The sequence below is a fragment of the Butyrivibrio sp. NATIVEDY162 genome, assembly GCF_045999815.1.
GTDB lineage: Bacteria > Bacillota > Clostridia > Lachnospirales > Lachnospiraceae > Butyrivibrio.
In genome coordinates this window covers 597,891-616,321 of the sequence record NZ_CP172573.1, presented here as the reverse complement: position 1 = coordinate 616,321, position 18,431 = coordinate 597,891, and the positions used below count along the sequence as shown (strand labels likewise).

The window sequence follows — 18,431 nt, the reverse complement described above, 5'->3', positions numbered from 1 at the left end:
GAGAGTGAAAAAATGAGCGAGAAATTAAAAGTAGCAGTTCTTGGTGCAACAGGTATGGTTGGTCAGAGATTTATTACAATTCTTGAGAATCATCCGTGGTTTGAGGTTGCTGTAGTTGCAGCCAGTCCCAGAAGTGCAGGCAAGACTTATGAAGAATCAGTAGGCGACAGATGGAAGATGGAAGTTCCCATGCCTGAAGCTGTTAAGAAGCTTGTGATCAAGGATGTAACAAATGTAGAAGAAGTTACAAAGGATGTTGACTTTGTTCTCTCTGCAGTGAACATGTCAAAGGATGAGATCAAGGCTATAGAGGAAGAATATGCAAAGACAGAAACTCCCGTAGTTTCTAACAACAGTGCTCACAGATGGACTCCCGACGTTCCTATGATCATTCCGGAGGTTAACCCTCAGCATGCTGATGTAATCGAGTTCCAGAAAAAGAGACTTGGTACTACAAAGGGATTTATTGCGGTTAAGCCTAACTGCTCAATTCAGAGCTATGCTCCCGCCCTTTCAGCATGGAGAGAATTTGAGCCCTATGAGGTTGTAGCAACAACTTATCAGGCTATTTCCGGTGCAGGAAAAAATTTCAAAGAATGGCCTGAAATGGAAGGAAATATCATTCCCTTTATCTCCGGTGAAGAGGAAAAGAGTGAAAAAGAGCCCCTCAGAATTTGGGGAACAATTGAAAATGGCGTGATTGTACCTGCTAAGAGTCCAATTATTACATGTCAATGTATAAGAGTTCCAGTTTTGTATGGACATACGGCCGCAGCTTTTGTAAAATTTAAGAAGAAAGCTACAAAAGATGAACTTATTAAGTGTCTTGTGAATTTTAGCGGTAAGCCTCAGGAGCTTGGTTTACCAAGCGCTCCCAAGCAGTTTATCCAGTATCTTGAGGAGGATAATCGTCCTCAGGTGTCTCTGGATGTCAATTATGAGGGAGGTATGGGCGTAAGTATCGGACGCCTTCGTGAGGATACTGTCTATGATTGGAAGTTTGTCGGACTTTCTCATAATACACTTAGAGGTGCTGCTGGTGGCGCCGTTGAATGTGCTGAACTCCTTAAAGCACTCGGCTATATCAGCAAGAAGTGATAAGACATATTATTTTGGGGTGAGGAAAACATATGGAAAAAACAAAGGTTCAGGAATTGGATGCACTGAATGAGTATTATAATACCGGAGATAATCAGATTGTTATTGTATATGGTCATATCCGTACAGGTAGTGCCACAGTAATTACAGCCTTCTCGGAAGGAAAAGATTATCTGTATTATTGTGCTTGTCCTGCTTCTGAAAGATTGCAGCAGTATTTAATTGGGGATGCTATTAGAAAAAAAGGATATGAGGTTTCTGAATATCCAAGCTATAAAGAGATTACTGAAGCAATCGAGAAATATGCTGTTGATCTTAATAAGCCTCTTGTTGTATTTGTTGAAAACTTTGAGGATATTATTAAGGCTTCTCCGGGATTTATTGAGGAGATAAGCTCGGTCATCTATAGGAATAACCATCCTCAGATAATGGTTGTTCTTATGGGGGCAAATGCAGCCTGGATCGAGAACAGCATGGTAGAAAAGATAGGGGCACAGGCAGCAAATATTTCAGGCTTCCTGAAGATTAAACCTTATTCTTTCCAGGAGATGAGAAAACGATTTTCCAACATGAGCGACGAGGATGTTATTTGCACATATTCTATTTTTGGCGGTAATGCCAGATTGTGGAATTATTTTGATGATAAAAAAACATTTAAAGAGAATGTTTGCGATAAATTTCTTGACGCATGGAACAGTGTCCTTCTTAGAGAAACCTTTAAAACTCTTGAAGAAAATCTCAGAGAAACAGCTGTTTACAACACTATTATGTTTGGACTTGCCAATGGTAAGAATAAATTGAATGATATTCATCATGCTACCGGTTTTTCCAGAGCAAAGATAATGGTATATTTAAAGAGCCTTATCGAGCTGGGAATGGTTGAGAAGGTTTATTCCTTTGCAACCACCGGCCATGAGAATGTTCAGAAGGGTGTATATAGAATTTGTGATCCGCTTGCTCACTTTTTCTATAGATTCTTCTATGCGAATATCACTCAGATCATAAGGCTTGATGCCGAGGAGTATTTCGATACAATGATAGCAGATGGTCTTGATGAATATGTGTCATCTGCTTATAAAGCTGTCTGCAGGGAATATGTTGTGAAACTTTCTGAATATGGTAGGCTCCCCTTCAAGATTGATGAGGAAGGAGAATGGGTTGGCAAAATAGATTCTCTTGATATTGTAGCCCAGAGCGAATCCGGTGATACTCTTGTTGGAGCATGTTACTGGAACGAATTGATGGACGTTGGGGCTATTGAGAAAATCAGAAATTGCTGTAAGAAGGCAAGAATCAATCCTGATTATTATTATCTATTCTCTTCAAAAGGCTTCACAGATGGCCTAAAAGAGCTTGCTGCGAAAGAAGCGTCCATCAAACTTATAGAATTGGAAGAAATGATGAATGCCTAAAAGCGTTTTTATTGCCGAGAAGCCAAGCGTTGCAAGGGCTTTCGGCGCTGCATTAAAATATAATTTTTCTAATAAAGACGGATATATGGAATCTGAAGAAGCCATCGTCACCTGGTGTGTAGGACATCTGGTGACGATGAGTTATCCTGAGGTGTATGATGAGAAAATGGCCAAATGGTCATTGAACACAATTCCATTTATTCCGTCTCAATTTAAGTACGAAATTATTCCACAGAGTGCCAAGCAATTTAATATAGTTAAGGGACTGCTTACACGAGAAGATGTGGATACAATATATATATGTACCGACTCAGGACGTGAAGGAGAGTATATTTACAGGCTTGTTGATCAGGAGGCCAAGGTAACCGGCAAAGTTAAGAAACGAGTCTGGATAGATTCACAAACTGAGGAAGAAATTCTAAGAGGAATACGTGAAGCTAAGGATGACAGCGAGTATGACAACATTGGAGCTGCGGCATATCTGAGGGCTAAGGAAGACTATCTGATGGGTATTAACTTTTCAAGAGCGTTGACTCTTCGTTATGGTTATTCCATCAGAACTTTTCTTGGACTAGATAAATGCGTTGTAGCCGTTGGCCGCGTTATGACCTGTGTACTTGGCATTGTTGTTGATAGAGAGAGGGAAATAAGGAATTTTGTTAAGACCCCTTTCTACAGAGTTCTTGGTGACTTTTTTTTAGCTGATAAAAGCATTTCTGCCGAGTGGCGTGTTCAGGAAAAAAGTAAGTATAATGGTTCGTTTGAATTATATAGCGAAAAGGGCTTCAAAGAAGAAAAATCCGCAAAGGCTCTTATAGAGTCCTTTGGACAACTGCCTGTAAAAGCTAAGATTGTTCTTCTTGAAAAGAAAAAGGAGACAAAAAATCCACCGCTATTATATAATCTGGCGGAGCTGCAAAATGACTGCTCAAAGTTTTTTAAGATTGACCCGAATCAGACTCTGGCTATAGCACAGGAGCTTTATGAGAAAAAGCTCACCACTTATCCCAGAACGGATGCCAGAGTGCTTAGCACAGCTATCTCGAAGGAAATCGATAAGAACATAAAGGGACTTACTGCCTACGAGCCTGCATCCATATTTGCAAAATCAATACTTCAGCATGAGTCCTACAAGGGAATAGCTAAAACAAGATATGTAAATGATAAAGCTATTACTGACCACTATGCCATAATTCCAACAGGCCAGGGGCTTTCTTCAATAAGTTCGCTAAGTCCTACTGCAGCCAAGGTTTATGAGATAATAGTAAGAAGATTTCTAGCTGTGTTTTATCCTGCTGCCCAGTATTCAAAGATTAAGATGGAGATGGTGATACCCACATTGGATCCTCAGTTTGAAGAACATTTCTTTGCCGGATTCAAACTACTTAGCTCTAAGGGATATCTTCATGTCATGGACTATTCCTTCAGTAAAAAGAAGGACGAAAGTGATAAAGAGGATAACAAGGATGATAAATCTGAAAATGATGCTGAGGATGCTGCAGCAGATGAGGGGCTTTTTGAAGCTCTTTCCAAGCTTAAGAAGGGTGATGAGATTGATCTGACATCTGCTTCTATTAAGGAGGGCGAGACTACTCCTCCCAAGCGTTACAACTCAGGAACTCTGATCCTTACAATGGAGAATGCAGGACAGTTTATTGAAGATGAAGAACTCAGATCTCAGATTAAGGGATCAGGAATCGGTACAAGTGCAACAAGAGCCGGAATTCTTGATAAGCTTGTTAAAAACAGATATCTTGAGCTTAATAAGAAAACTCAGATAATTACACCCACACAGATGGGGGAGATGATATATGATACAGTCTTCGTTTCCATGAAGCCTATGCTTAACCCATCGCTGACAGCAAGCTGGGAGAAGGGACTTACTCAGGTTGAACAGGGTGAGATATCAGAAGATGAGTACATGAAAAAGCTCACAGATTTCATCACGAGAAGAACCAACTATGTAAAGCAGAATGATATGAGATCACATATGCAGAGGTTCTTTATGGCCTCGGCACAATATTATAAAAAGGCTCCTGCGAAAAAATCAGCAGGAAAGAAAGCAAAGAAACAGTAAGGAAGGAAATACCATGCAGGAATATTCAATCAGTAATTTATATGATTTAAATGAGACAATTGCAGCTGACATTTTTAAGGGAGTTACTTATCCCTGGGAGGTTTTGCCCAAGATAAAGGAGTTTATCGTAGAACTCGGTAAAACCTTACCTGAGGATAAATTTGAAAAGGTCGGAGAAGACATCTGGATTGCCAAAAGTGCAAAGTTTTTATCAAGAACCAACTCTTATATCGCTGGACCTTGCATTATTGATGAGGATGCGGAGATAAGACCGGGAGCATTTATCAGAGGAAGCGCTATTGTTGGAAAGGGTGCTGTAGTAGGTAATTCAACTGAGCTTAAGAATGTTATTCTGTTCAACAAGGTTCAGGTTCCTCATTATAACTATGTTGGTGATTCAATTCTTGGATTTAAATCACATATGGGTGCCGGCTCCATTACATCCAATGTTAAATCAGATAAAAAACTTGTTGTTATAAAGAACGGTACAGATGATAAAGTTGAGACAGGCCTTAAAAAGGTTGGCGCTATGCTTGGTGACAATGTGGAGGTTGGCTGCGGAAGCATCCTTAATCCGGGAACTGTTATTGGGCGTGAAAGCAACATTTATCCGCTTTCTTCAGTTAGGGGATGTGTACCTGCAGGCCATATTTATAAAGATAAGGGCATCATTGTTAAAAAGCAGGAAGACTGACATTTAAGGCTGTCAAAGACGATTAACTATTTGACGAATACTATATAACAGTATTATAATCATTAAAAGTTTTTATGAAATTTTTACGAGGAGGAAATTGTTATGGCAGCTATTAAGACAAAAATCGAGCTTCAGTATGCTGATAAAAGTATCTCTTCAGATGATCTTGTTGAGAGAGCAAAGGCAGCTTACGAAGCAGAATATGGTGTCAAGGGTGCTAAAAATCTTGAGCTTTACGTTAAGCCTGAAGAAAATAAGGCTTATTATGTAGTAAATAACAAGATGACAGGCAGTATCGATCTTTAATTTGTGTTTTTACGGGGCCTCAGGTTTATGCCTGGGGCTTTCTTTTTCAGTAATAAATTTAAGTATTGAATATAAGGATTTACATTGCAATATGAATAAAGAATTATCCTTACAAAAGGATTTGAACATACTAAAAAACTGTGAACTATTTCTATTGGATATGGATGGAACATTATACCTGGGAGATGATGTATTTGACGGAGCTATAGATTTTATACATACGCTTGACAAACTCGGAAAGAAATATATTTATCTTACAAATAACTCATCCAGATCGGGTGATGATTATATAACGAGATTACAGGGAATGGGATTTCCCTGTGAAGCTGAAAATATCTACACTTCAGGTATGGCTACTGCTGAGTTTTTGAGGCTTAGATTTTCTGACAGATATATATTTGTTGTCGGTACAGGTACTTTTTATAATGAACTTAAAAATGCCGGGTTAAAAGTTTTTAATGCACAAGACTATGATAATGCTGATTTTTTGACAAATTGCAGTTATGGGTGTTCGGGGATCAGGGATTCTAAAGCCCTAAGAGAATACCTTGATTTAAGCGAGAATATACCTGTCGTATGCGTGGGATTTGATACAGAACTTGTTTATCGGGATCTTGATCTTGCGGTACATTTTTTAAGAAAAGATGCAGTTTTTATTGCAGCTAATCCTGACTGGGTATGCCCTATGCCTAAAGGCGAGGTGCTTCCTGACTGCGGGAGTATATGTGCCCTTCTTACTGCATCTACAGGCAAAGAGCCTAGATATATTGGAAAGCCCAATCGTAAAATGGTTGATATAATATCTGCCATGAAAGGTATTCCAAATGAAAAAATATGCTGTGTTGGAGACAGACTGTATACGGATATCGCTGTAGCTCAAAACGCAGGTGCTGTTTCTGTTTGCGTTTTATCCGGCGAGTGTAAGGAAAACGAGATAGCGGAAATGGAGAAAAAACCTGATTATACGCTTGATAATGTTGCAGAGCTCGCAAGCATTCTTGATTAAACACCTTCATCTGAATGCTGATTTTTATTTGTGGTTATTTTTCATAAAAAAGTTTAAGGAATATGTTCTATGTGCATATTCCTTTTTTTATAATATTTCATTAATATTAAATTAAACGGTTCTTATGTGGTAGTGTCAAAACAAATATGAGGGGGAAGATATATGTTTGATTTTCTAAAAGACATAGGGCTCATTGTAAAATATATTGTTATCTCTATAGGCTATTGGAAAATATTTCAAAAATGTGGTGCTAAATCTGTGTGGGCATTTGTTCCGGTGGCAAGAGAATATCAAATAGGTCTGTGTGCTGATATGGAGGAGGAAGGAAGAACATATTCCATAATGGCCTTTTTTTCCTATTGCATAACAATAGCAATTGAGCTCACTGATGGTAATAATTTTAATTTTTCTCTGATACTTTCGATTATATATCTTGCGCTTTCAATTGGCTTATTTATATATCTTTTCAGAATTCAAATGGGGCTCATAAAGGTGTTTGGGAAAGCAAAAAAATGGATTTTGGGATTCATATTTTTTGAGCCTGTTGTTGCTCTTATCTGGGGATTCTCCGATAAATTCATGCCGGTTAAAAAAGTAAATATTGTTCCGGATTCCGAGGGTGTAAAGGGCCTTGAAGAGGATGTTAGTGCAATTGATGATGGCCTTACAGTCAATATAAAGGAGAAGACCTCATATTTTTATTTTAAAAAGAAAACTCTTCTGAAGGATATTCATATGACTATTCCCAAAGGGCATATGGTTCTGCTTCTTGGCGGCTCAGGAGCAGGAAAAACAACCTTTTTAAATGCAATTACAGGGTATGAAAAGGCTGATGCAAGCATAAAGCTTGGAGATCTGGATGTATATGAAGACTATGGGAAAATCCTTTATGATGTGGGATTTGTTCCGCAGCAGGATCTTGTAAGGGGTAATGATACTGTTACATTGACCCTTGCAGATGCGGCTGCTCTGAGACTTCCCGCAAACATTCCGTTTGCAGAGAGAATGGAAAGAATTAATAAAGTGCTTGATCAGTTTGGACTTACTGCAGTTAAGAACAATCTGGTGGACCAGCTTTCAGGCGGACAGAAAAAAAGAGTTTCCATAGCTATGGAGTTTATTTCAGATCCGACATTATTTATTCTGGATGAACCGGATTCAGGACTTGACGGTGTTGTTGCAAGAAGTCTTTTTCAGAAGCTTAGAGCAATTGCAGATGAAGGTAAGATCGTAATTGTTATAACTCATACCCCTGACAGAGTTGTAGATCTTTTTGATGAGGTCATTGTTTTGATTAAGGATAAGACAAGAACCGGAAGGCTTGCATTTTATGGTGGGATTAAAGAGTCTTATGAGTTCTTTGGAAGAAACTCTATGGAGGAAATTCTTATGGAAATTAACCCCATAGAAGTTGGTGGAGAAGGCAGAGCAGAAGAATTTGTCGAGAAGTATGCCGAACTTATGAAGGGGAAAGTGGGGTGAGCATTATGAGAAAAAGAAGGGCTAGACATACGGGCCGTTTTTTACAGACTGTTATTTATCTTGGAAAATTGTTTAGAATGTTCCTTTTTCAGAATGACTGGAAGGTACTTCCCATGTCTGCAATCATAGCAGGACTTGTTGCTTTTTCCGTGGGACAGAATCTGTACAAGACGATGGAAGGAACTTTAATGGGAAGCTTTGCTGTGTCTTGTATTTGTATCTGGAATGGCTTTTTTAACTCCATACAGGTAATATGCCGTGAGCGGGCAATTGTAAAAAGAGATCACAGATCAGGGCTTCATATTACTTCTTATGTTGCGGCGCACATGATTTATCAGGCTGTTCTCTGCATAGCACAGGCGATAATCATTATTTTTATATTTTCATCAATGAATGTGCAGATGCCGGCCAAAAGCCTTATTACAAACTGGCCTCTTGTGGATGTTGGCATAACTCTGTTTCTTATAACATATTGTGCTGATATGCTTGCACTTTTGATTTCCGCAAGCGCAAGGACAACAACTTCAGCCATGACTGTCATGCCATTTGTCTTGATCGTACAGTTGCTTTTTTCAGGTGCCTTTTTTAATCTGCCTAAGCAGGCGATGCCGTTTACGAATCTTACAGCTACAAAATGGGGACTTACTGCACTTTGTGCTCAGGGGGACTACAACTCACTCCCCATGGTGAGCATATGGAATAATGCACTTAAAATGAAGAACGTCGAAATTGACGGACAAAAGCCTCTGCTTGAGATATTTAAATACATTGAGGATAACGATATGCGTGATGACATTTTGATAAAGACTGCTCAGCAGAATCAAAATGAGGAATATGCCTTTAGTAAAGACGTTGTATACAAATGTTGGAACTGTCTTATAATATGGACACTTATTTATGTTTTTATTGCTGTTGTAATACTTGAATTTATAGATAAAGATAAGCGGTAGTGCTTTCGGTTTTTTAGATATTATTCTAAAATATATATAAAATATAGCTTTACTCCGGTGACAAAAAAGTGGTGGAGTAATACTGTTATGGGGGCTGAACTGGAAATGGAATCATCAAAAAGGAAAAAGAATATCGGAGTATTTTTTAACTGTTCGGAGGAAAGGTTTCAGAAAAGATTTTGCAGTTCTCTGTCACGTGCTGCACGAAAGAAAGATTACAATATTATATTTTTTATGACCTTTGAAGTCATAGATGATGAGAGTGACTTTAACAAAATGAATGAAAAGATGATAGAGTTTGCACCAATAGAGTTTCTTGATGCGATCATTGTCGCCTTTGACACATTCGATAAGGAATCCATAAGACAGAAGCTTGAAGATGAAATCAGAAAAAGAGCGACTTGTCCTGTCATCAGTTTCAGGGAAAAATATAAGGATTTTTACAGTATAACAAGTAATGCCAATGAAGCAGTTTTAAATATTGTCAACCATCTTGTTGATTATCATCATTGCGAAAATATCGCATTTATGGCGGGCTATGAGTATCATTATGACAGCAATGAGAGACTTGCTGTGTATAAGAAGGCCATGGAGTTAAGGGGACTTACCATCTATGATAATTTTATTTTCCATGGCGATATGTGGAGATTTAAAGGCGAAGAAGCTTTTAAATTCTTTTTTTCGGATCCTGACCACATTCCCCAGGCAGTTATCTGCGCAAATGATCACATGGCCAGAGCTCTTTGTAATACTGCAATAGAACACGGACTTGATATTCCCTCTGATCTTATAATCACAGGTGTTGACGATATAGCAGAGGCTGTGGAATATCACCCTACACTTACAACTATAAGCGTTGATTTAGAGAATATGACTACAAGCACAATTGATCTGGCAGATAGACTTATAAATAAGCAATATGTAAAAGCCGGAAACATGGTGCCTGCAAAAATTATGTATAGAGAGAGCTGCGGCTGCAATGGTGAAGAGGTGGTCGTGGCATATCAGCAACAGCTTAATCAGTACTATGAGAGAATGAGTCATCTGCTTGGACAGCCTCATAACCAGACAATGTTTCAGATTGGCCTTGATGGTTGTAATACATTGGATGAGCTACTTGATACCATACAGAAAAATGTAAACGTAGTTATGAAACATAAGTCTTTCTACATTTTTTTATCCGGTCGTGACAACGAAAACGGTGGAAGGGACTTTAAAGAGAATATCACTGATGAAGTTGAGCAGATTTTTGGGTACAGAGATGGAATAAGACTTCCTGAAAATACAAAGAAAATAAGAACTGACAATTCCATGCTTCTTGATGATTTTGAAAATGAGAAACCAAGAACAGTGTATTTTTCACTTTTGCATGACAGTACAAACTGCCTTGGATTTGCTATTTCAGAATTTGAGAGCCTAAATGACACCGTAGATCAGTATTATTTTGATTATCTTTTAAATATCTCTCTGGCATTAAATAAACATTTTATGGCTGCTGAGTTAAAATGCCTTCTTGAACAGTCAAAACAGAAGAGTCTTACTGATTTTATGACGAAACTCAGCAATAGAAGAGGCTTTGATTCTTTTGTGTCGCAAAACATAAATGAATGGATCAGGTCTAAAGAAGAGATTGCATTTATGACACTGGACCTGGACGGCTTGAAAAAAATAAATGATGAACTGGGACATGAAGCTGGTGATCTTGCTATTTCTGCTGCTGCCAAGATAATTAAGAAAAAATGCCCTGAAAACGGATTATGTGCCAGAACAGGCGGAGATGAATTTTTGGTGGTTTTCCCTGCTAAAAAGATTTCTCCTGATGAAATTGCCGATAAAATAGAAAATGGCATGAAAAAAAGAAATGCATCGGGTGCATTTCCTTTTAAGTTGAGTGTGTCAATCGGATGGTATAAAACAGTTCTTGAGAAACACACACGAATTGAAGACTGCTTGTCTGAGAGTGACCAGAAAATGTATGAAATGAAAAAAAAGCATCATGGCGAAGAAAACTAAATAATTTGTTTTAGCAATTGTTAAATGTGCTCCCAAGAAGTATAATAGAGGTTGTTTAAAATTTTTATCATTAGTTTTTGGGGACGGTATATTATGGATATTGGAGGACTGTTAAAAGAGCTGTTATTAGAGGATAAAGTGCTTATTCACTTTGACTTTATGAACGGCTTTTTTGATATTAATAAGTCTGTAGTTGTAACCTGGGGTGTTATTGTTGTTGTCACATTGTTTTTGCTATTTCTGACAAGTAATATGAAGCTTCACAATATCAGTACAAGGCAGCTTGTTGCAGAATTTATAGCTGACGGGCTTCGCGGCATAACGGGAGGAATGCTTGGCGAGGAAGCCTATATGTACAGGGATTTCATGGCTGTTGTTCTTGTTTTTATCGGAACATCCAATCTTGTCGGATTGTTTGGTTTTACTCCTGCAACAATGGATCTTAATGTTACTGCAGGACTTGCACTCACAAGTATCATTCTTGTAGAGGCTGCAGGGATCATACAGAAGGGCTTTAGAAAATGGCTTAAATCTTTTGCACAGCCGATGGCAGTAGTTGCACCTATGAATGTATTGGAGCTTGCTATCAGACCTTTGTCTCTTTGCATGCGACTTTTTGGTAACATTATTGGCGCCACGGTTATAATGGAACTATTGAAAATGGCTGTTCCGGTTATTGTTCCTGCTGCATTTTCAGTTTATTTTGATATTTTTGATGGCCTTATTCAGGCTTATGTATTTGTATTTCTTACCTGTCTTTATATCAAAGAGGCAGTGGAATAAATAAAAAAATATAATGCCATGGTTAGACGGCATATACATTAAGGAGGATAAATTTATGGATTTAACAACACTTGGTGCTGCTATAGCGGCATTCACAGGAATCGGAGCAGGTATCGGTATCGGCGTGGCTACAGCAAAAGCTGTTGATGCTGTTGCACGTCAGCCTGAGGCAGATGGCAAGATTATGAAGCTTCTTCTTTTGGGTTGCGCTCTTGCAGAGGCTACAGCTATCTATGGTTTCGTAGTATCTATCATGATTCTGTTTGCTACCAAGTAAAAGGGAACTACCCGATACTTTTTGAGAGGAGTATTTTACTGTGTTAAATATCAGCATTATGAACATTGTATATACTGTGATCAATCTTTTGATCCTTTATGTTGTGTTCAGATTATTTTTATTCAAAAGGGTTGATGCAATTCTTATTAGGAGAAGAGAAGAAATTGAACATGCCACAGATGAGGCTATGAAAAAGGAAAAAGAAGCAGAAGAGCTTAAAGAGAGCTATGCCAAGAAGCTTCAGGAAGTTGGCAGGGAGTGCGATGAACTTGTTGCTCAGTCCAAAAAAGACGGATATGACGAGTATGACCGCATTATAAATGATGCTAAAAGCAAAGCTGAACAGATTATTGTTGAGGCAAAGCACAATGCTCAGATAGAGGCTCAGCGAGAGAAAGATGCGTATGTTTCAGAACTTACGGATCTTGTTGTTCATGCTGCTAATAAAATCGCGGTTTCAAAGCATGATGAAGAGACTGATAAGGAACTTTATAACAAGTTTATCTTTGAGGCCATTGAGAAAAGCGAATAATTGATATCAGAGGTTTGATATTTATGATAAACGAAAATACTGCAAGGCTTCGATATTCTTCTGTAGCACCTTCTGATTCACAGGCTCAGCAGATAAAGGAAGCACTTGCCAAAAAGTTTAATAATCCTGATCTTGAGCTTGAGATCATACATGATCCCAAGGTTGGCGGTGGTTTCGTTGTAAACTATGGCAACTTTGAGTACGACTGGAGTGATGAAGGCCGTACCAGACAGCTTAAGGAGCTTATTGAACTTACTAAGAAAAGACAGAACACCAATGCGGAAAACCTTGTATCCATCATCAGAGACAGGGTTAACAGTTTTGACCTTAAGGCTGAAGGCAAGGAGGTCGGAAGAACTATATGGGTTGGTGACGGAATTGCTAATGTTGTTGGTATTGATCATGCATTCTATGGCGAGATAGTCCGCTTCGAAGATGGAACTAAAGGTATGGTTCAGGATATCAGAGATGACCATATTGGTATAATCCTCTTTGGCAGTGACGAAGGTATCCGCCAGGGAAGCAGATGTGTTCGTACCTATAAACAGGCAGGTATTCCTGTTGGAGAAGCATTTATAGGAAGAGTTGTAGATGCACTTGGTAATCCTATTGATGGCAAAGAAGAAATCAAGACAGATATTTACAGACCTGTTGAAGAACCTGCTCCCGGAATAGTTGAGAGACGTTCTGTTAATGAGCCTCTTGAAACAGGAATATTGTCCATTGATACAATGTTTCCAATTGGACGTGGACAGCGTGAACTTATAATCGGCGACAGACAGACCGGTAAAACATCGATTGCAATGGATGCCATTCTTAACCAGAAGGGTAAGGATGTTATTTGTGTTTATGTTGCAATCGGTCAGAAGGCCAGTACTATTGCAAAGTTGATAAACACGCTTAAAGAGGCAGGCGCCATGGAATATTCCATCATCGTTGCTTCTACTGCGTCAGACAGTGCACCTCTTCAGTATATTGCTCCATATGCAGGTACTGCCATGGCAGAATACTTTATGCTTATGGGCAAGGATGTACTTATAATATATGATGATCTTTCCAAGCATGCTGTGGCTTACAGAGCGTTATCGCTTCTTCTTGAGAGATCTCCCGGAAGAGAAGCTTATCCCGGAGATGTATTCTATCTTCATTCCAGACTTCTTGAGAGGTCCAGCAAGCTTTCAAGTGATCTCGGCGGAGGCTCAATTACGGCACTGCCTATTATTGAGACTCAGGCAGGTGATGTTTCAGCATATATTCCTACTAATGTTATTTCCATTACAGACGGTCAGATATTCCTTGAGTCAGATCTTTTCTTTGAAGGTATGAGACCCGCTGTTAATGTGGGACTTTCTGTATCTCGTGTAGGTAGTGCGGCACAGACCAAGGCAATGAAGAAAGCTGCAGGAAGCATCCGTATCGATCTTGCACAGTACAGAGAGATGGCTGTATTTACTCAGTTTGCTTCTGATCTGGATGAGACTACAAAGAGTCAGCTCAGACACGGCAGTGTACTTATGGAGCTTTTAAAGCAGCCTCTTGGAAGACCTTATGCAATGTATGAGCAGGTAATACTTTTGGTATGTGCTAACGGTGGCAAGCTTGACTTTGTTCCTGTTAATCAGGTTAAGGATTATAAGACAAAGCTTCTGGCATTTTTTGACGAAAACAAAAAGAATATTATTGAAGATCTTGTTAAATCTCAGGATTTATCTGATGCTACAAAGAAAGCAATTCTTGAAGCTGCAGATGAGTTTGAGAAGATCAATAATGAGGCTTTGAAACAGGAATTAAAAAAGAAGAGAAAAAAACTAGTTTTGGATTAAGGTGATTTTCAGTGGCAAACATTAAAGAAATTCGCGATAGAATCGGAAGTATTCGCGACACAATGAAAATTACAAATGCGATGTATATGATTTCGTCGAACAAGCTTCGTAAAGCTAAGAAACAGTTGCTTGACACAGAACCTTATTTCTATGCTTTACAAGCTATGATAGCAAGAGTATCAAGACATATTCCTGATGATGTTGATGACATCTTTCTTAAAACGACGGATGATATACCTTTTAAATCAAGAGCTAAGGGATACCTTGTGCTGACTTCTGATAAGGGACTTGCAGGTGCTTTTAACCACAATGTGGTTCGTATGGCTGAACAGCACATAAGAGAGAACAACCAGCTTGTAAACTACAAGCTTTATGTTGTCGGAGAGTTTGGGCGTCATTATTTTTCATCTCTTGGATTTAAGATCGAAGAGAATTTCAGATATACTGCCCAGAATCCTAATCTTGACAGATCCAGGGATATAGCGTCCATTCTTATAGATGACTATAAGAACGGAGTGATTGACGAGGTATACGTTGTATATACGTCGATGAAGAATTCTCTATCAAGTGAGGTTAAGATGGAGAAGATTCTTCCACTTGATATTATTGAGAATGCTCGTAATCGCTACAGGGTTATTGATGCGTATAATGAGGAGTTTATCTTTGATCCCAGCCCTAAGGCTATACTTGATAATATTGTTCCGAATTTTATAAATGGATTTATTTACGGAGCTTTGGTTGAAACTTTTTGTTCTGAACAGAATTCACGCATGATGGCTATGGATAATGCCAATAAAAACGCGACCTCTATGATAGGCGAGCTTACCAAACAATATAACAGACAGAGGCAGGCTGCCATAACTCAGGAAATTACAGAGGTTGCAAGTGGTGCTAAGGCTCTTAAGAGAGCTAAGGCAGTAAAGGCTGCTAAGCAGAAAAAATAATAAGAGGACAGACATGAGTAATGAAGGAAAAATCCTACAGGTTATGGGACCTGTAGTGGATGTTTTATTTGAAAATGGTAATTTGCCCTACATAAGTGACTCCCTCAAGGTTATGATCGGAGAGAGAAAAGGCGTCATGGAGGTTGCACAGCATATTGGCGACAATGTTGTAAGATGCATTATGCTTACAGCCAGTGAAGGACTTGCCAAGGATATGCCTGTTTATCAGACAGGCGGACCTATAAGTGTACCTGTAGGAAGAAATAACCTGGGCAGACTTTTCAATGTTCTTGGAGATACTATTGATGGCGGACCAAGCCTTGAAGGTGAGAAGCATTGGTCGATTCACAGAGAGCCACCAAAACTTGAGGATATGAGTCCTGTCGCTGAGATTCTTGAGACTGGTATTAAGGTAATCGATCTTCTTGCACCTTATGCAAAAGGTGGAAAAATCGGTCTTTTTGGTGGTGCCGGTGTTGGTAAGACAGTACTTATCCAGGAGCTGATCCAGAACATCGCAACTGAGCACGGCGGTTATTCTATTTTTACCGGTGTAGGTGAGAGATCCCGTGAGGGTAATGATCTTTGGACAGAGATGAAGGAGTCCGGAGTTATTGAGAAGACTGCACTTGTATTTGGACAGATGAATGAGCCCCCGGGAGCAAGAATGAGAGTTGCCGAGACCGGACTTACAATGGCTGAGTACTTCAGAGACAGGGAGAGGCAGGATGTGCTTCTTTTCATAGATAACATATTCAGATTTGTTCAGGCCGGATCTGAGGTATCTTCACTTCTTGGGCGTATGCCTTCAGCTGTTGGTTATCAGCCTACACTTGCTACGGATCTTGGACAACTTCAGGAGAGAATTGCTTCTACCAAGTCAGGTTCTGTTACTTCCGTACAGGCTGTTTATGTGCCTGCAGACGACCTTACTGATCCTGCACCTGCTACAACCTTTGCTCATCTTGATGCTACAACTGTTTTATCACGTAAGATTGTAGAACAGGGGATATATCCGGCTGTTGATCCTCTTGAGTCATCAAGTCGTATTCTTGAAGCAGATGTTGTAGGTGAAGAACATTACTATGTAGCTACCAAGGTTCAGGAGATGCTTCAGAAGTACAAAGAGCTGCAGGATATTATTGCAATTCTTGGTATGGATGAGCTTGGTGAAGAGGATAAGCTTACTGTTTATCGTGCACGTAAAATACAAAGATTTCTTTCACAGCCTTTCCACGTTGCGGAGAACTTTACAGGTGTAAAGGGCGTTTATGTTCCACTTAAAGAAACAGTAAAGGGCTTTAAGATGATTATCGAGGGCAAGATGGATGACTATCCGGAAGCAGCCTTCTTTAATGTAGGGACAATTGAAGAGGTAAAAGAAAAGGCAAAGAAGCTTGAAGGTGCTGCCGGAGAAAAGTAACTTGAACCGGAATACCATAATGGGATTTAAGGAGATTTAAAGTGTCACAGGAAAGGAAAACCTTCAGACTGCAGGTAATGTCTGTAAACGGTGTGTTTTTTGATGACAGAGCTTCTGAGATTATTTTACCATGTATAGATGGTGAGTTCGCAATTCTTGCAAATCATGAGGAGATGGTGCTTGCTATATACAATGGTAAAATGACTATCAGAGATGCCATTGGAGATCGAATTGATGCGGTTGTTGGTATTGGCTCAGCGCAGATAGCCAATAATAGGGTTATTGTGCTTGTTGATACCTGTGAAAAGCCGGAAGACATTGATAGAAACAGAGCTCAGCGCGCTCTTGAAAGAGCAGAAGAAGAAATGAGACAGAACAACTCCATCAAGGAATATTATTCCGCTCAGGCAGCTATGGCCAGAGCTCTAAGCAGACTAAAGAATTCTGCGGATTATGGAATAGACTAATAGTAGTGACAGGTAGCAGATGAGAAATAAAACATTTGATAAGATAAAAGCAGTTGCATGTATTTTCGTAATTCTTATTCATTGTAAATTTCCCTCTGTTTATGGGGATTTATTTGAAGCATTGGCACGCTTTGGTGTGCCGATGTTTTTTGCTATAGCAGGAGTTTATCTCTCTGCGTCTTCAGCAAACGGACAAGCTGAAACTGACAATTTTCGCAGAAATATCATGCGAAAATTAAAAAGAACCGGAGCAGTTACATTAAAGGTTTGGGCTATTTACACGCTTTATTCCTTTGTATATGCCATGGCTGCAAAATATGGGGCTGCTGCCTGGTTTAAAGAAAAATTCAATAGTTTTGAATTCTCAAGGCTTATTCTTTTTAATTCCGGAAAATTTATATATGACTTTACCTACGGATTTGACCATATGTGGTATTTGCTGGCACTTTTATATGTATATTTTTTATGCTACATGTTTGCGCCTGCAGTTAGGGTGCTATCAAAACCCCTGACAATTATTCTTCTTGGATTTTTGTTTTTGGGAGAAATGCTTCAGATCTATTATCCTATACGGCCCTTTGGAATAAATATCTCGACCTGGTATGTTGTCAGAAACTGGCTGTTTGTTGGAATTCCGTTTACTATGCTTGGATATTGGATGAAAGAGTCAGGTGCTGTTAAAAAGATAAAACAGCCAATGACACTGGGAAGTGTACTTGTAATAACAGGAGTTTTTTCAACTTTAGCCGAGTTTAAGCTCTGGGGACAGGTTGAGGTATATGTTGGTTCACTTATTATTGTGCTGGGACTTTTGATAGTTGGCTTAGACGCAGGTTCAGATAGAAGTCTGATTGAAACAAAAAAGACAGAAGAGCCAAGGAGTCTTCTTTCATATATTGGAGAGAACCTTTCTTCAAACATTTACTATTATCATGTGATGGTTATTTCAGTTTTGGGGTTTTTAACAGACAGAGTATATCCGGATGCATATGAAAATGCATTTTTTATGTATTTAAGACCTGTAATTGTGATAACCATTACGATATTAATATCACTACTGATTTATATGGTGAAATTTATCACTTTTAATTCAAATAAGAATTTGAGAAAATAGTTAGCATATTTTTACTTAGGAGAATAGAGA

General features: G+C 38.9%; 17 protein-coding genes. All 17 read left to right on the top strand.

Annotated features, from left to right (window positions below):
- The first annotated feature begins 12 nt into the window (after positions 1-12).
- The 17 genes from asd to ACHCNF_RS02450 all read left to right on the top strand — a co-directional run bounded on the left by asd (position 13) and on the right by ACHCNF_RS02450 (position 18,401).
- On the top strand, positions 13-1,098 hold the full coding sequence (asd, locus tag ACHCNF_RS02530) for an aspartate-semialdehyde dehydrogenase (RefSeq protein ID WP_408071228.1): 1,086 nt from the start codon (positions 13-15) through the stop codon (positions 1,096-1,098).
- Between the two features lie 32 nt (positions 1,099-1,130).
- Positions 1,131-2,510, top strand: coding sequence for an ATP-binding protein (locus ACHCNF_RS02525; RefSeq protein ID WP_408071227.1), 1,380 nt, complete (start codon positions 1,131-1,133; stop codon positions 2,508-2,510).
- Positions 2,503-4,587 carry a DNA topoisomerase gene (locus ACHCNF_RS02520; RefSeq protein ID WP_408071226.1) on the top strand — a complete coding sequence of 695 codons (2,085 nt, stop codon included), beginning with the start codon at positions 2,503-2,505 and terminating at the stop codon, positions 4,585-4,587. The genes ACHCNF_RS02525 and ACHCNF_RS02520 overlap by 8 nt, the downstream gene beginning before the upstream one ends.
- A gap of 13 nt (positions 4,588-4,600) precedes the next feature.
- Entirely contained in the window at positions 4,601-5,281 is a 681-nt protein-coding gene (locus tag ACHCNF_RS02515) for an LbetaH domain-containing protein (protein WP_408071225.1), read from the top strand.
- A gap of 102 nt (positions 5,282-5,383) precedes the next feature.
- Positions 5,384-5,587: a DUF6465 family protein gene (locus ACHCNF_RS02510; protein ID WP_408071224.1), complete on the top strand. Its 204-nt coding sequence runs from the start codon at positions 5,384-5,386 to the stop codon at positions 5,585-5,587.
- A gap of 91 nt (positions 5,588-5,678) precedes the next feature.
- A complete protein-coding gene (locus tag ACHCNF_RS02505; RefSeq protein ID WP_408071223.1) occupies positions 5,679-6,593 on the top strand; it encodes an HAD-IIA family hydrolase in 915 nt (304 codons plus the stop codon).
- 162 nt (positions 6,594-6,755) lie between these two features.
- Positions 6,756-8,075, top strand: a complete 1,320-nt coding sequence (locus ACHCNF_RS02500) for an ATP-binding cassette domain-containing protein (protein ID WP_408071222.1) — start codon at positions 6,756-6,758, stop codon at positions 8,073-8,075.
- Between the two features lie 5 nt (positions 8,076-8,080).
- Positions 8,081-9,025 (top strand): ABC transporter permease, encoded by a 945-nt coding sequence (locus ACHCNF_RS02495; protein ID WP_408071221.1) that lies wholly within the window; start codon positions 8,081-8,083, stop codon positions 9,023-9,025.
- An 87-nt stretch (positions 9,026-9,112) separates the two neighbouring features.
- Positions 9,113-11,038 carry a diguanylate cyclase domain-containing protein gene (locus tag ACHCNF_RS02490; protein WP_408071220.1) on the top strand — a complete coding sequence of 642 codons (1,926 nt, stop codon included), beginning with the start codon at positions 9,113-9,115 and terminating at the stop codon, positions 11,036-11,038.
- Between the two features lie 99 nt (positions 11,039-11,137).
- A complete protein-coding gene (locus tag ACHCNF_RS02485) occupies positions 11,138-11,821 on the top strand; it encodes a F0F1 ATP synthase subunit A (RefSeq protein ID WP_408072179.1) in 684 nt (227 codons plus the stop codon).
- 55 nt (positions 11,822-11,876) lie between these two features.
- A complete protein-coding gene (gene atpE / locus ACHCNF_RS02480; RefSeq protein WP_408071219.1) occupies positions 11,877-12,098 on the top strand; it encodes an ATP synthase F0 subunit C in 222 nt (73 codons plus the stop codon).
- 40 nt (positions 12,099-12,138) lie between these two features.
- On the top strand, positions 12,139-12,630 hold the full coding sequence (locus ACHCNF_RS02475; RefSeq protein WP_408071218.1) for a F0F1 ATP synthase subunit B: 492 nt from the start codon (positions 12,139-12,141) through the stop codon (positions 12,628-12,630).
- A 23-nt stretch (positions 12,631-12,653) separates the two neighbouring features.
- Positions 12,654-14,453 (top strand): F0F1 ATP synthase subunit alpha, encoded by a 1,800-nt coding sequence (atpA, locus tag ACHCNF_RS02470; RefSeq protein ID WP_408071217.1) that lies wholly within the window; start codon positions 12,654-12,656, stop codon positions 14,451-14,453.
- An 11-nt stretch (positions 14,454-14,464) separates the two neighbouring features.
- Positions 14,465-15,397, top strand: a complete 933-nt coding sequence (gene atpG, locus ACHCNF_RS02465; RefSeq protein ID WP_408071216.1) for an ATP synthase F1 subunit gamma — start codon at positions 14,465-14,467, stop codon at positions 15,395-15,397.
- A 13-nt stretch (positions 15,398-15,410) separates the two neighbouring features.
- Positions 15,411-16,820, top strand: coding sequence for a F0F1 ATP synthase subunit beta (gene atpD, locus ACHCNF_RS02460; protein ID WP_408071215.1), 1,410 nt, complete (start codon positions 15,411-15,413; stop codon positions 16,818-16,820).
- 41 nt (positions 16,821-16,861) lie between these two features.
- On the top strand, positions 16,862-17,287 hold the full coding sequence (gene atpC, locus ACHCNF_RS02455; protein ID WP_408071214.1) for an ATP synthase F1 subunit epsilon: 426 nt from the start codon (positions 16,862-16,864) through the stop codon (positions 17,285-17,287).
- A 19-nt stretch (positions 17,288-17,306) separates the two neighbouring features.
- On the top strand, positions 17,307-18,401 hold the full coding sequence (locus tag ACHCNF_RS02450; RefSeq protein ID WP_408071213.1) for an acyltransferase family protein: 1,095 nt from the start codon (positions 17,307-17,309) through the stop codon (positions 18,399-18,401).
- The last annotated feature ends 30 nt before the right edge of the window (positions 18,402-18,431 follow it).